Source organism: Paraburkholderia sp. J10-1, assembly GCF_905220165.1.
Lineage (GTDB): Bacteria > Pseudomonadota > Gammaproteobacteria > Burkholderiales > Burkholderiaceae > Paraburkholderia.
Window position 1 is genome coordinate 270,787 of the sequence record NZ_CAJMYW010000009.1, and the last position, 14,667, is coordinate 285,453.

Annotated in this window: 14 protein-coding genes and 1 pseudogene; 4 read left to right on the top strand and 11 right to left on the bottom strand. The window is 59.1% G+C overall.

The window, feature by feature from the left end; translation table 11 throughout:
- Window positions 1-353 precede the first annotated feature (353 nt).
- From U5A65_RS26640 to U5A65_RS26650, 3 genes are all read left to right on the top strand, one after another.
- Window positions 354-977: an isochorismatase family cysteine hydrolase gene (locus U5A65_RS26640; RefSeq protein WP_321948369.1), complete on the top strand. Its 624-nt coding sequence runs from the start codon at window positions 354-356 to the stop codon at window positions 975-977.
- Window positions 978-991: 14 nt separating this feature from the next.
- Window positions 992-2,569, top strand: coding sequence for an aldehyde dehydrogenase (NADP(+)) (locus U5A65_RS26645; protein WP_321948473.1), 1,578 nt, complete (start codon window positions 992-994; stop codon window positions 2,567-2,569).
- Window positions 2,570-2,715: 146 nt separating this feature from the next.
- Window positions 2,716-3,222, top strand: coding sequence for a helix-turn-helix domain-containing protein (locus U5A65_RS26650; RefSeq protein WP_321948370.1), 507 nt, complete (start codon window positions 2,716-2,718; stop codon window positions 3,220-3,222).
- An 846-nt stretch (window positions 3,223-4,068) separates the two neighbouring features.
- Here U5A65_RS26650 and U5A65_RS26655 read toward each other — a convergent pair.
- From U5A65_RS26655 to U5A65_RS26675, 5 genes are all read right to left on the bottom strand, one after another.
- Window positions 4,069-4,491, bottom strand: coding sequence for a MarR family transcriptional regulator (locus U5A65_RS26655; protein ID WP_321948371.1), 423 nt, complete (start codon window positions 4,489-4,491; stop codon window positions 4,069-4,071).
- A gap of 232 nt (window positions 4,492-4,723) precedes the next feature.
- A complete protein-coding gene (locus tag U5A65_RS26660) occupies window positions 4,724-5,116 on the bottom strand; it encodes a VOC family protein (protein ID WP_321948372.1) in 393 nt (130 codons plus the stop codon).
- 104 nt (window positions 5,117-5,220) lie between these two features.
- Window positions 5,221-5,493, bottom strand: a complete 273-nt coding sequence (locus tag U5A65_RS26665; RefSeq protein WP_321948373.1) for a hypothetical protein — start codon at window positions 5,491-5,493, stop codon at window positions 5,221-5,223.
- Window positions 5,494-5,561: 68 nt separating this feature from the next.
- A complete protein-coding gene (locus tag U5A65_RS26670) occupies window positions 5,562-6,008 on the bottom strand; it encodes an OsmC family protein (RefSeq protein ID WP_321948374.1) in 447 nt (148 codons plus the stop codon).
- Window positions 6,009-6,082: 74 nt separating this feature from the next.
- A complete protein-coding gene (locus tag U5A65_RS26675) occupies window positions 6,083-6,529 on the bottom strand; it encodes an OsmC family protein (RefSeq protein WP_321948375.1) in 447 nt (148 codons plus the stop codon).
- 676 nt (window positions 6,530-7,205) lie between these two features.
- Between U5A65_RS26675 and U5A65_RS26680 the strand changes: the two genes are divergently transcribed.
- The gene (locus U5A65_RS26680) at window positions 7,206-7,910 is read left to right on the top strand and encodes an SDR family oxidoreductase (protein ID WP_321948376.1); all 705 of its coding nucleotides are present in this window, start codon (window positions 7,206-7,208) and stop codon (window positions 7,908-7,910) included.
- Between the two features lie 345 nt (window positions 7,911-8,255).
- Here U5A65_RS26680 and U5A65_RS26685 read toward each other — a convergent pair whose 3' ends face one another.
- From U5A65_RS26685 to U5A65_RS26710, 6 genes and pseudogenes are all read right to left on the bottom strand, one after another.
- Complete coding sequence (locus U5A65_RS26685) at window positions 8,256-9,887, bottom strand: FAD-dependent oxidoreductase (RefSeq protein WP_321948377.1); 1,632 nt, start codon at window positions 9,885-9,887, stop codon at window positions 8,256-8,258.
- A gap of 395 nt (window positions 9,888-10,282) precedes the next feature.
- Window positions 10,283-10,507: pseudogene (locus tag U5A65_RS26690) on the bottom strand (transposase); the annotation flags it as partial.
- A 614-nt stretch (window positions 10,508-11,121) separates the two neighbouring features.
- Complete coding sequence (locus U5A65_RS26695; protein ID WP_321916607.1) at window positions 11,122-11,439, bottom strand: hypothetical protein; 318 nt, start codon at window positions 11,437-11,439, stop codon at window positions 11,122-11,124.
- Window positions 11,440-11,842: 403 nt separating this feature from the next.
- Entirely contained in the window at window positions 11,843-12,913 is a 1,071-nt protein-coding gene (locus U5A65_RS26700; RefSeq protein WP_321948378.1) for an ABC transporter ATP-binding protein, read from the bottom strand.
- 19 nt (window positions 12,914-12,932) lie between these two features.
- Window positions 12,933-13,724, bottom strand: a complete 792-nt coding sequence (locus tag U5A65_RS26705) for an ABC transporter permease (RefSeq protein ID WP_321948379.1) — start codon at window positions 13,722-13,724, stop codon at window positions 12,933-12,935.
- Window positions 13,724-14,659, bottom strand: a complete 936-nt coding sequence (locus U5A65_RS26710; RefSeq protein ID WP_321948380.1) for an ABC transporter permease subunit — start codon at window positions 14,657-14,659, stop codon at window positions 13,724-13,726. The genes U5A65_RS26705 and U5A65_RS26710 overlap by 1 nt, the downstream gene beginning before the upstream one ends.
- Window positions 14,660-14,667 lie beyond the last annotated feature (8 nt).

Sequence of the window (14,667 nt, forward strand, 5' to 3'; positions counted from 1 at the left end):
CATCCCATCTGTCAGCTGTTCGCTTGACTCGAGGCTTTTGTTCGGGCCCCGCGCCGTCTCGTCTACATTGTTAGAGTCTAGGCTAGGAACGAGGGCTCATCGCGGTATGTTCCCCCCTTCTACCGCCCGTCTTCCCCAATTCGCAGAGCCGCGCCGTCATAGCTCTCAGCCGTCAACGAATCGTCAAGAAGCTCGCTCCGCACTTGACGATATGATTATCATAGTTATATTCTTCGCGTTCCCACATGGAAACGTGAAGGTCACGAATCGTCCGATAAAAGCAACCTTGCTCGGACTAAGGAACGTGAATCCGGGTATTCGAACATCTTTCTGAATTCTGAAGGAGTCCTGAAATGTCCAACCATGCATATGTTGCTGCACGCACCGGCTTGTTGCTGGTCGACCCGTACAACGACTTTCTCTCGGACGGCGGCAAGCTCTTTCCGATGCTTCGCGACATTGCCACAGAAGTGCGGCTGCTCGACAATCTGCGCGCCGCTGTCGATGCCGCACGGAAAGCTGATATTCAGGTTGTCTACGTCCCGCATCGCCGGTGGCAACCCGGCGATTACGAAAACTGGGATCATCCGAATCCGACCCAACGCCTCGTGCAACAGCGCCACACCTTCGCCGAGGGTACGTGGGGTGGCGAATGGCATCCCGACTTCGTGCCGCAGGAAGGCGACAACATCGTCAAGGAGCACTGGGGACAAAGTGGCTTTGCTAATACGGACCTCGACTTTCAGCTCAAACAGCAAGGCATCACGCACGTGATCGTGGTTGGCCTGCTGGCAAACACGTGTATTGAGTCCACGAGCCGCTTCGCCATGGAGCTTGGCTATCACGTCACGCTCGTGCGAGACGCAACGGCCGCTTTCACCAAGGAAATGATGCGCGCCGCACACGAGCTGAACGGGCCGACCTTTGCCCATGAAATCCTGACGACGGCCCAGTTGGTTGCCGCACTTCCCGCATGATCGAGATGAACACCATGAAACTCACCGGTAAGCTGCTAATTGGCGCGCAGGAAGTCGCCGCCACGGCCGGCAGCATGAAGGCGCTAAATCCAGTGATGAATGTCGAGATCGAACCGCTCTTTGCATGTGGCGGAATCGATGACGTTGATCGCGCTGCACAACTCGCCGACGATGCATTCAATAGCTACAGCCGCACGAGCCTTCCCGAACGTGCCGAGTTCCTTGAGCGTATCGCCGATGGCGTCGACATCGTCACGCCAGAACTCGCCCGACGCGCGTCACTCGAAACCGGCTTGCCGCTCGCTCAACTCGAAGGGGAAGCAGCGAAGTCTGCGCTCCAGTTTCGCCAGTTCGCGACCGTCGTGCGGCAAGGCCGCTTCCGTCAGGCAACGATTGATCGGGCACAGCCGGAACGTCAACCGCGTCCACGGATGGACCATCGGATGCAGAAAATCGGAGTCGGGCCGGTCGCAATCTTTGGAGCGAGCAATTTCCCGATTTCCTATTCTGTGGCGGGCGGCGACACTGCGTCTGCGCTGGCCGCGGGCTGTACCGTGATTCTAAAAGCACACAACGGGCATCCCGGCGCGTCAGAAATCATGGGACGGGTTATCCAGCAGGCAGTGAAAGATTCGGGCTTACACGAGGGCGTGTTTTCTCTGATCCGCGGAAGCGGGAACGAAATCGGTGAAGCGCTGGTCGATCATCCGCTCATCAAGGGCGTGACCTTCACAGGATCGGAAGGCGGCGGCATGGCATTATTTCGGCGGGCACAACAGCGTCCGGACCCAATACCCGTCTTCACCGAAATGACGAGCGTCAATCCGACTTTCGTACTGCCGGCGGCACTCGCGGCCCGGGGTGGCGCCATAGGCGACGGTTTCGCCGAACGCATGCTCGTTACCGTCGGTCAGGCGTGCCTGAAACCCGCTATTCTGCTCGCGATCGATGGACCCGGCTATCTCGAACTGAAAGAGGCGATGATCTCCCGCGTCGAGGCGATGCAAGCGCGCACGATGCTGACGCCGGGCATCTTCACCGCATATCGGAAGAATGTGGAGCGTCAGAGCAACGCAGGCGCGAAGCGCATCGCAGCGGGCGGTGAACCAGAGGGTGCGTGGGACGGTCAATCGGTTCTCTTCGAGGTCGACGGTATTCGCATGTTGGAGAATCCGTCTTTGTCGGAAGAGGTTTTCGGTCCTGCTGCACTACTTGTCCGAGTGAAGGATGTCGAGCAACTGACCGCCATCGCTAGGCAGTTTCGCGGCCAGCTCTCGGCGACGATGCATATCGATTCCACTGATCATGCACTTGCTGCCGACCTGCTACCCCTTCTCGAACGCCGCACGGGGCGCATCGTCATCAACGCATTTGCGCATCCGCAAGAGGCGTCATATGCATCGATTCACGGTGGTCCGTTCCCCGCTACGTCGGACAGCCGCTTTACTTCGGTTGGCATGAGTGCGATTGAACGCTTTCTGCGACCGGTCTGCTACCAGGGATTCCCGGACGACCTGCTGCCGGAGGCCTTGCGGCATGACAATCCGCGCGGGATCTGGCGTCTCACCGATGGCGAGTTTTCCAAAGCCTGATCGGCACGGCCAGCCTGCATATCCCGTGACAGGAACCCGTGATCCGCGAATGTCGCGAAGACATAAGTTCCTGCCACGTGCGCTGCGGAACGATCTCGTGCTATCATAGATATGAATATCATATCTATGATCGTTTGGGGTCTTGAATGACTGCATTGTCCGAGAAGTGCGAAACGCTGTGTCCGGTCGCGCGCTCTCAGGCCGTTATCGGCGACCGCTGGGCTGTCCTGATCGTGCGCGAGCTGTTTATGGGCAACCGAAGATTCGACAGCCTGCTGGCGCAGTCGCAGGCGACACCGCAGATGCTTTCGACCCGGCTCAAACGGCTCGAAGCAGACGGCGTGATCGAGCGGAAACGCTACATGAAAAAGCCCCCTCGTTTCGAATACGAACTCACGGAGATGGGGCGAGCGTTCTACCCAGTCATCCTGGCGCTCCGCGAATGGGGCGAAACGTGGCACAAGTCGCCGGACGAGGACGTCGCGGTGCGCTATACGCATCTCACCTGTGGCCACGATGCCGGCATTGGCACCGTTTGCCACGCGTGCGGTGAACCGTTGCGGCGCGAAGACCTAAAGGCTGAATTGAGCCCTTCTTACGCGCAGGAGCGCGCTGCACGAGAGGGCGTAGTGAAGGCCGCCAAGTCCGCATGAATCGGACTCAGTACGCGACTGATTCCACACGCTCGCCTGACACAAATCCCGTGGATTCTGCGCCAGACGCGTCCAGCCCGCGGGTTCAGTCATTGGAGTTCAGCGGTACTTTCGTTCAAACGTCTGCTTGAGCACGGCGATGCAGCATCGCAGCCGGTTGGCAAGATCGCGGAGCGCCGGCGCTACGCTTTGAGTGATGCGATCGATTCCGCCCATCCGAAATCCGGTAATTCAAACATCTAAACGTGGCGCGTTCTACAGCCCCGCGGACCGGTAGCGCAGTCGATGCAGCGAGTCGACTGTGCCACATCACCCTGGCATTTCGCGAAATTTCTACGGCGTAGCGCGCTTTGTCAACATGGCGCTGACCGGCAGCCTTGTGGAGGCATCACGGCTGCCTGGTATTTCCTCCCCTTAGCTGAGCGCGAGTATCGCGTGGCCGGTGGTCGCCGACGTAGAAGGTGCACCTGATGGGGCGTTTGAGTTGAACATTGACGTTTACCGCCGGAGGCACACTTTTATCTGATGAGTGATTTCCCGCCATTGATCAGCGCTTGACCCAAGGCGTATGCATTTCTGGGCAGTCTGCGCGTTCGCTTGATAACTGTGGTGGGCAGTCGCGAGTTCGGCCGGCCGACTGGTGGATTCACGTTCGATTCCGCCACAGCAGCGTCGAAATCTGCACCCCGCCCGTGTTCTTCGTTGCGTCACGGCGCGATTCCGCAGAGGTCGACAAGTTCGAGCGCTTCATCAAACCATATCGTACCCGACAAAATGTTCCCGCTTGAGGCGCCAACGAGTCCGCTGAATGCAAATGGAGGCCCGTCTATTGCGACCGTCAAGCGCTCACTCGGCGCTCTGGACTGACCGGATAAGATTGTTCCGCAGCGTCACGACCGCCGTCTGAATTTTTGCGAACTCGTCGGGCTCGAGCCCGGTTTGCACGGGGTCCATCTTCATCGCTTTATCGCGTAAGCGTCGGCCGCTCTTCGTGAGACTGATTCGCACCTGGCGCTCATCACCGGGATCACGTTGCCTTTCCAGATACCCCATCGCCTCGAGCTTCTTTAGCATCGGCGTAAGCGTGTTGGATTCAAGAAACAGCTTGGCACCGAGACCACTGACGGTCTGGTTGTCTTCCTCCCACAACGCAATGATCGTGATGTATTGCGGGTAGGTAAGCCCGAGTTCCTCGAGTATCGGTTTGTATGCCTTGCCGAAAGCGAGGTTCGCGGAGTAAACCGCGAAGCATAGGTAGTCGGAGAGCATTAGATCTTCGACTGCCAGTTGATCCCTGGATTTCACGTGTATCCCCTTTGGCTGGAGGCTGATGTCACACAGATATATATCGCACGCGATTGTATCGTACTATAGTGTACATCACAGTGGTGCCGTGCGAAGCACGGTGTTCTGGGCATTTTGCCGGGCCCTGCCATTCTGCATCGTTGAGATCGCGCGACATCGCCCTGTATTGCCGCTATTGTGATTGCTGACAGACGTATCAGGCCGGCATACGATGCAGAGCACAGAGCTTGTTGCCGTCCGGATCGCGCAAATATGCGAGGTAGAGGCTGCTGCCCCCTGACTCACGGACCCCGGGCGGCGCCTCGTCCGATTTTCCGCCATTGGCGACCCCGGCGGCATGCCACCGGTCGACCTCCTCTGTCGACCGGCAGGTAAAGCCGATCGTCCCACCATTGGCAGTAGTTGCCGGTTGACCATTGAGTGGCTGGGTGACAATGAAAAGCCCCGTGTCGGTACGGTAAACATAGCGCCGACGCAGCGCGTTATCATCGTTAAGACCTTCGCCAAAACGGAGCGCGCCGAGCACGGCATCGTAGAACCGCTTTGCCTTTTCAAGGTCGTTGGTGCCGACAGCTACATGACTGAACATTGCCTGTTTTCCTGAGTGAATAAACGATGAACCGCCCAATGCTGCGGCCGGCGCGGAAAAGCAACGAAAATGCGCGACGGCCCAGCGGCGAAGAGTTGCACGACCTAGTGGTGTGCGAGCAAGCTATCGCGCGGCGTCACGGCGACACGGCTTCCCGCTTGCGACTGTCCGGAGATTGCACCGCCATACGCCCTTTCCGGACTGGTTGTGTTCTCGCGTTCGGCGGCCACGGTTCGCAAGCTCTGACCGCTTTGCGAAGCCGGTGCGCCAACTGACGGCTGGTAGAACGGGGCCGGGCCATAGCCACTGGCGAACGCCGGTGCGGTGATGGACGCCGAAACGGCGACGAGCAGTGCAACGATGAGCTTGGTCTTCATGAAATGAATTCCTAAAAGATGTTCAGTGACAGGCACGTGTCTCAGCGGGAAACACGTGCCCTGCCGGGTTACTGCGTGACGATGTTCGTGGCGATTTCAATGTTGCCGCGTACCGACTTCGAGTACGGGCAGATCTGATGGGCCAGGTGCGCGAGCTCTTCGACGACTGCGGTTGCCAGACCCGGCACGCGGACGGTGAACTCGGCGCCGAGGAACCATGCACTACCGGTCTGGCCGACGTTCACCTTGATGTCCACGGAGTAGTCGCGCGGCAACGTAACCTTTTTCATCTGGGCCACCATCCCGAACACCGTGGTGTAGCAGGCCGACCAGGCGCCGGCGAACAGCTGCTCGGCTTGCGGGTGGGGGTCGATGCCGATGAGCTCGACGGGTTCAAGGCCGGGCGCGGTCAGCGTAAGGTCATAGGCGCCGAACTCGCCGGGCTGGACATTGGGGTCGCTGTTGACCGTCGAGTGAGTGTTGCCTGAGGCGAGGACTTTTTCGATCTTTTCCATGATGGATTCCTGTGTGTATGAGGGTATCAACCGCATTTAAATCTTTCGCGATTTAATCGTATGCGCGTTATTTATCAAGCCGTAACGACGTTCAGGCCGACCTCGATGTTGCCGTGCACGGCCTTCGAGTATGGGCAGATCTGGTGGGCGAGATTCGCGACTGCCTCGACATCTTCCGTTGCCAGACCCGGAGCGCGGATCGTGAACTGGGCACCGAGGCAAAAGCCGCTGCCAACCGTCCCGATGCTGACCTTGATATCCAGGGAGTAGTTGCTGGGCAACTTGACTTTCTTGATCCCCGCCGCGATCTTGAACGCGCTGATGTAGCAGGCCGACCATGCGCCCGAGAACAACTGTTCGGCTCGCGGATGCAGCTCGGTGGCGAGGAAATCGCGGTTTTCACCGTTGAGCGCCGACAGCTTGAGGTCGAGCACGCCGTGCTCGCCGCGCTGGACGTCAGGATCGTGATTAACCGTGGCGTGACTGTTGCCCGCGAAGAGGACTTGATCGATCTTGGTCATGATGGTTCCTGTGTGAATGGGGGTTAAGCGTCTTAGATCGCATGCGATGTAATCGCTTGCGTCGCATAATGGAGAAAGATGTCCGTGATGTCAATCGCAAAAGATTTAATCGCATGCGCGTCACCGATAGGCAAACGAGAATCGGGTAGCTGACAGCACGATTTCGCCCGACTAAACATTGGCAGGCACAGACCAACAAGTCATCGTGTCACCGACTCGGTTGTCGGCCGATGATGGGCTTTGCAGGTGGACAGGGGCCCATCCACTCACCGGCGAGTTATCTCTCGGTGGCAGCCGGTGTCGTTAGCGGCGCGTCAACGCGGACGCGCTGGTGCTGTCGGCGCGCCGGAAGGCTGTCGCTCCTTGCCCCGGCACTCCCTTGAAGGTCTGCTAGCTGGACCGCTCCCGAACTGCCAACTCTCAGGAAACGATCGAGAATTTTTCGCTTGTAGTTGACGATATGATTTTCATAGTCATATCATGCGCCCATTGTCGTAGATGAGTCGTGAGAGTCACGGATCGTCTGACAAAAGCGATCATGCGCAGGCTGCATGACGTGACTAGCTATTGCGTGCGAAGGCACGGCAGAGCCCCGCAGATGCAGCTTCGTTTCCACCAGAGCTCACGCGCACGGCGAGCCGACGCGCATGCAAATCATCGTATGAAAGGAAGGACTATGAAGATCAAAGATGCCGTCGTTTTCGTGACAGGCGCAAACCGTGGGCTTGGCCTCGAGTTCGCGAAACAGGCCCTCGAAAGAGGGGCGTGGAAGGTGTATGCAGGCGCACGCGACCCGGCCAGCGTGACGCTGCCGGGAGTCGTGCCGGTGAAGCTTGACGTGACCGATCCAGCGTCCGTGGCCGCGGTCGCCGACGCGGCACGCGACGTCACGCTGCTGATCAACAATGCGGGCATCGCGCGCGTCGGTAGCTTGACGGACGATGGCGCACTCGACGCATTGCGCGACCACTTCGAAACCAATGTAGTCGGTATGCTGGCGATGTCACAAGCGCTCGCGGGGAGCCTTGCCTCCAACGGCGGCGGTGCAATCCTGAACGTGCTGTCCGTCGGGAGCTGGGTAAACAGGCCAATTCTGTCCGCCTATGGCGTGTCGAAGTCGGCCGCGTGGGCGTTAACTAACGGCCTGCGCCAATCGCTGCGCGAACAGCACACGCAGGTCGTCGGCCTGCATGCCGGTTTTATTGATACGGAACTGGTGCGCGGGTTCGAAGTTCCGAAGGCCACGCCTGCGGACGTTGTGCGTCAGGCGTACGAAGCTATCGAGGCAGGCGCTGAGGAAGTGTCCACCGACGAAGTCACTCGGAATGTGAAGGCTGCGCTGTCGACGGGCATCTATCTGAAGGACGCGGCGCAACGCTAGTCGTACCGAAGCGGGCCCGTGGCGCGCCCCCGTGCCACGGGTAGACCCGTCGGGACTAGACCTTGACGTCAATGCGGCCCGTAACCTTCCAGGTTCCGCCGACGGATAAATAAATTCTTCTCATGAATAGTCACTTCCGTGAAAACGCATGCCCAATGCGCTGATGGCAAGGTACTAGCCGAACGCGCTTCTGTCGGGTTGATCCTCACAGAAGGCATTTTCCATTATTCAAGGGGTTCAGGACGCGCCCCCCTGTTCCCGCAAAATCGTCAGCGAGGCGAACATCCACTGGAGCGAGGTGTTTGAGATCCTTAGCCTGGGCGAAACGGAAGGTCGTCAGTTAACCTACATGTCGGTTAGCACCTGATGCACCATGTGGACGACGATCGAACCCTCTCCAACGGCGGCTGCGACTCGTTTGACATTTCCTGATCGCGCATCGCCTACCGCGAATACACCGGGAAGGCTGGTTTCAAGCATGTAAGGCCGCCTCGCAAGTGGCCATGGTCGTGGTGGCAGAACATCGTCCAGATCCGTTCCTGTCAACACGAAGCCACGCGAATCGAGAGACAGGCAACCGGCAAGCCACCCCGTTTTCGGTGAGGCACCCGCCATGACGAAGACATGTCGCACGGCCTGTGTCGTCACCTCGCCCGTGGTCTTGTCGCGCCACGACACCTCCTCAAGATGGTCGCCGCCGACCAGGTTGACGAGCTCACTGTCAAAGTGAATCTGAATGAGCGGATTTTCTTCGATGCGCCGGATCAGATAGCGCGACATCGTTGCCGCGAGCCCTGCTGACCTGACCAACATCCGCACGCCCTTCGTGTTCTGGGCGAGAAACACGGCCGCCTGTCCGGCAGAGTTCCCGCCCCCGATAACGATCACCGCTTCGCCGCGGCACAGCTGGCCTTCCATGAACGTAGCATTGTAGTAAATGCCGCAACCGGCAAACCGATCGATGTTGGGCAGCGCAGGCTGGTTATAGGTGGCGCCCGTCGCAAGCACGATCGAACGCGCCGCTATCTGTTGGCCATCATCAAGTGTAATCCGGTAAGGCCGCTCGTCGCAGTTCAGGCTTTGGACCGTACGCGCCACCATGATCTTTGCGCCAAACTTCTCCGATTGCGCGATCGCGCTGTTCGCAAGCTCCTGACCAGAAAGGCCAGTCGGAAAACCGAGGTAGTTTTCGATGCGAGAGCTGGAACCGGCCTGTCCGCCGGGTGCTGTGCGTTCGATAACGAGCACGTCGAGGCCTTCTGATGCCGCATACACCGCCGCGGCCAGCCCAGCTGGACCCGCGCCGACAACCACGATGTCACGCACCTGCGACGTGTCGATATTCGAGTTGAACCCCAGCGCGTGTGCAAGTTCCCGTGTTGATGGGCTTCTGAGTATCTGTTCCCCGTTGCAAATGACGATAGGGACGTCATCGCTGGATACATGGAAACGGTCGAGCAGTTCCTGCGAACCATGGTCGGTGTCGAGGTCCACATAAGCGAACGGGTGTCCGTCACGGGTCAGAAATTCTCGTAGTGCAAGCGTCTGCGCCGAATAGCGCGAGCCGAGCATGAGCACATTGGTACGACCGTGGCTGGACATGGAAAGACGCCGGGCCAGGAACGTCCTCATGAAGATTTCGCTCAACTCCGCGTCCTTGCTGATCAGCGTTCGCAGGTTTTCCGCGCTCAACTCCAGCAGGCGTGATGCCTCGACGGCCTGACACCGGTAGATGGAACGCCTGCCTGCGATCATCAGCAACTCGCCCGAGAACTGACCGGGCTCATAAAGCGCAACAGTATCTTCGACGCCGCCAGCCATCGAGACGATCCTGATCTTGCCCTCAAGCACTACATATACGGGAGGCGTGTCATCGTTAGGGTTATAGAGCACGTCGCCTGCAGCCACCTGCCGTGGCTTCGTAAACACGCGCACGCGTTCGAGCTGAGATTCGGTGAGGGTTGGAGCGTAAGCCATGACAACCTCGAGTCCGCTAGGCGAAGAACGCTTTGGCGATGGAGTGGTTGTCGGCTTCACTCATGCTATCCCCCATCAGCCAAACGTTGGGTCTACCAGCATTGCAATGGTAGATCGCAGCCGAAGCGCGCGCTAATAAAACGCTAAAATTTGTTGCTGACACGGATTGCCATTGCTGCAAGAAAAACCCTCGATAAAAGGGTTAGAGTCCCGGATGGCGGATAAGGCGACGAAAGACGTGACGCCGGTAGACTGCTGGGGGCTTCGCGGAATTGTCATTCAATTGCTTGGTTGACTACAGGACCGGCCGTCGCGGTGGCTCGGGGTCGACTACCGAAGCACGAGATCGCGGCGCCTCCGAAGCCGAGATCGTCGACCTCCTACTTCCGGTTTCGGTTCACAGCCTTGAACTTGCTGCAGTCGATGGCGACCATGTCGCTGTATAGCAGCTTCAGTCCCCGGCACAGTTCTACGAAGCGACGGCATACGTTTCGAATGGCCGGTCCATTGTCACGGTGAAAGTCGGCGATTGTCTTGAAGTCTGGCGACAGACGTCCTGTCAGCCACATCAGTTCAACGTTGCGTTGGCATTCGCGCTCAAGCCGCCGGCTGGAGGGTAGGCAACAAATCCGTGGCCGGCTATATCGAATCTCACTACCCCGAATTCGCCCGCGAACTGAGCGAAATCACTAAGGATTCGGTTGAATTCATCACTCGACCTATCTCGACTCGCCGGCGCGATCGCGGTTCCACCACCGGCGCCGAAAGCGGTGGATCGCCAATCCAAATATAGAGTACGGCGTCAACGCGAACGGCCGCTGCTCACGTTGCCGCAAAAGACCAAGATACGTCGAGATTCGACAACGTCGACCCGAAATGCCCTTGCGGCAAGAGTCCGACCTGGTCGAGGTGCGCTGGCGCACCCAGACACGAACGACCGGTTGACCCAGGAAACGGCCGTCGAGCCAACGGAATCACGACAGACCGCTTAGGGTCGAACTGGGACGGACAACCAAACTACGGTTTCAAGTGATATTTTCCTGGCGGAACAAGAACCCTGTCGAACTGCCTCGCCTGTCTGCTTGTCACTAATGTAAGCCACGTAGCGCGTACACGGCATCCGTCCTTATCTGCTTCATTCCGTCAATATAATCAGGGATCCTTTAGATATGCAGCGCAGCGCACATGGAGCCGTCGTACGAGACCCGATCGACAAACATGAGTACTCGGAGTCCTAACGTCTGGGTCCTTTCATCCACTCCGTCTCCATCGCCGCGTTTTGCTCCTCATTCGCCTCGATGGGGTCTATCTCCTCATCGACCAATCCCGTCGCACGTTCAGCGGCTCCTTTCATTTCAGCCTCAGCCGGATCAACATCACCGTTGTCGTCAATTGGGGGCTGCAGCATATCTCTGAGCATCGCGCGCAGTTCCGCCGTATCCCAGGGCAACCCGTGCTGCGTTCGGACCTTGATATAGTGCCGCACTTCCGCGTCCTGCTCTGGTGTAAGCGGTAGTCCTCGGAAAGTGCTTTGGGGGTCAGAATTGATCATCTCCGCCTCCTGTATCCATCGCAAGTTGCAGTGTATCCCCTCGCGAGCTCGGCAGTCATGATGCGTAGCGGAAGTTGTCCGGCACATCAACACCCGTAGAGCACATTAAGTCTGTCTCCTTGAACGCCCCCTTTGCGCCAGCTCTCCGTGGATTCGACGAACAGGATCGATTGCAGCTCTACATTCGCCTCGTTGCAGCTATCTTCGTACGCCTTCAGGATGTGGGGCGTTTGTTTCGAGGCTCGGTGCCAACTGCACGCGCTCTGCGATTGAACGGCGTGATGAAAGTCTTTGGCAACGGATCCATCGCTTCACGCGGGGGCTTGTCGGCCTTCTTCCCGGCCTTCTACGCGTTCTGGTTGTGGATGTCAGCGTGCTCCAGACTATCGATCAGCAATCCCTGCTAGTGCACGTTCTCATCCAGCACAAGCAGATTGTCGTGCGAAAAGCCAAGCGCAACTGGCTGCCCGCGTTCGGGCAGGATCCGGTTCGGATCATTGAATACATCGAGGGTGACGATTGCGCTGCTGACCCGCGCGCGAATACGCACCACGGAACCGAGGAAGCTGATCTCTTCAACCGTCGCCGCCAGCGAGTTGCGGTCGCTCGATGGCGGCTCCAGCAGAATTGCCTCGGGACGCAACGCCAGCACACGCTCCTTGCCGGCATCGTCTGATGGGAGCGGCCGCGATGTCACGAGTTCCTGACCGTCAACGGCAATGCGCCCCGTTGCAGGATCGATCACACGCCCGGCCAGGATATTGAGCGTTCCCACGAACGTCGCGACAAAGCGTGTGCGCGGAAAATTGTATATATCGAGCGGCGCCCCCACTTGCTCGACACGCCCGTCGTTCATTACGACGATGCGGTCCGACATCGACAACGCTTCTTCCTGATCGTGCGTGACGAAGATCGAGGTGATGCCGAGCTCACGCTGCAGTGCCCGTATATCTTCGCGCAGCGAGACGCGAATTTTTGCGTCGAGCGCGGAAAGCGGTTCATCGAGCAGCAGCACTTGAGGCTTGCTCGCGAGCGCACGGGCCAAGGCCACACGCTGTTGCTGCCCACCGGACAATTGCCACGGATAGCGCCCGGCGAGATGCGGCAGTTTGATGAGTTCCAGCATCTCTGCAACACGCCCGCTCGTCTCCTTCTCTGAACGCTTTGCGACCTTCAACGCGAAGCCGATGTTCTGCGCCACCGTCATGTTCGGAAACAACGCATAGGACTGGAACACCATGCCGACGGCGCGATCGCGCGTGCGCACACGCGTGACGTCACGACCATTCAGACGGATCGCGCCGCGCGTGGGCGTTTCGAATCCGGCGATCATGCGCAGTACGGTCGTCTTGCCGCAGCCCGACGGGCCGAGAAAGGTGATGAATTCGCCTTGTGCGATGCTCATGTCGAACTGATGCACCGCAACATTCGCCCCAAACGCCTTGTGGAGATTGTCGATCTCGAGAAATGCCATGGGTCGCGGCCTCACCGGCTCAAGTTTTATGGCCGGCCAGCGCGCGCGCCGAGCCGAACACCTGGATCAAACCCATCGATGCCCACGTGACAATGAAGGCGATGATCGCCAGCGCCGAGGGCTCGTAAGCGCGGTTCGCGCCGATCAACTGCAAATACGGTCCGAACGCCGGGCGATCCAGCAGGCTCGCGATCGTGAATTCGCCGATCACCACGGCGAACGTCAGGAACGCGCCAGACAGAATTCCCGAGCGCACGTTCGGGAAAATCACGCGGAAAAGGATCGTCGCCCAGCCCGCGCCGAGACACTCGGCAGCCTCGGTCAGCGAGCGTACATCAACGGCGCGCATACCCGAATCGACGGCGCGGTACATAAAAGGCAGCGACAGCGTGACGTAACCGAATACGAGTAGCAGATCGGTTGCGCGTTCGTTACTGGTGAACGGCAAAATCGAACTGCTGCTGTAGATACGCAGGTAGCCAAAGACGATCACGATGGCCGGTATCACGAGCGGCAGCAAGGTGATGAACTCCACGACCGGCCGAAGCTTCGGCAAGCGCAGTTGCACCCAATACGCCGTCGGCACGACGAGCAGCACGCCGATCACGATGGTGAGCAACCCCATCAATACCGAATAGCCGAACGAAGCCTGAAAATGGGGGTCTCCCAGGACAACGCGGTACGCATCGAAGCTGTACGTGTCGCGACGCATCCGCAGACTGAACTCGAAGGTCGCGGCGAGCGGAATCAAAAAATACAGTGTGCCGATGATCACGGTGACCCACGCGCCCGCGCGCGATTGCGATTTCATCAGCGTCCCCTTTCGGCTCGCGCACGCAACCAGATGTAGCCACCGTTGGACAGGCCCGTGACTACGATCATGCCGAGCGCGAGGGCGTAACCGAGATTCTGGTTATGCAGCACGTCGCCGCGAATCTGCGCAAACAGCAGGATAGGAACGATGTTGAGGGAACTGCCAGTCAACGCGTAAGCCGTGGCGACCGCGCCGAACGCGTTGGCAAACAGCACCAGGGCCGCACCCAGAAAGCTCGGCCAGAGGACCGGCAAACCGACGTATCGCCAGTATTGCGCCGCCGTGCCGCCGAGGCAGTCGCACGCTTCGCGCCACTCGCGTTTCAGGCCATCGAGCGCCGGCGTGATGATGAGCACCATCAACGGAATCTGGAAGTAAAGGTACGTAATGGTCAGCCCGAGGAAGCTCAGAATGCTGAACCCGGTGGAATAGAGATTGAAGCCCAGATATTTCCGTGCGAGCACCGTCACGAGACCCACGCGCCCCAATGTACTGATGAACGCGAAGGCGAGTGGCACTCCCGCGAAGTTGGACGCGACGCCAGAAAAGGTCATGAGCGTTGGGCGGATCCACGCGGGTAACCGACCATGCACCGCGGCCCACGCGAGCAGCGCGCCGAAGATCGCCCCGCCGGTCGCGGAGGCGACGCTCACCTTCACGCTGATCCAGTAGGCATCGAGCACGGCCGGCTCGAACAGCTCGCGAAGATTCGCCAGCGTGAAGTGCCCCTGCGCATCCTGAAACGCGCCGATCATCAGAAGCGCGGTGGGCAATAAAAGAAATAGCAGCGCGAATGCGAAAAACGGCACGACGCCAGCATAAGTCAGCCAGCTTGCACCGCCGCTGTCGCGCACGGGACCGGATTTCGGCGCGGGCCCGGCAGGCGTCAGCAAGTCCGGGGCCGAGGCGTCTGGCTGCGGAGATGCGCTCATCCCGGCGA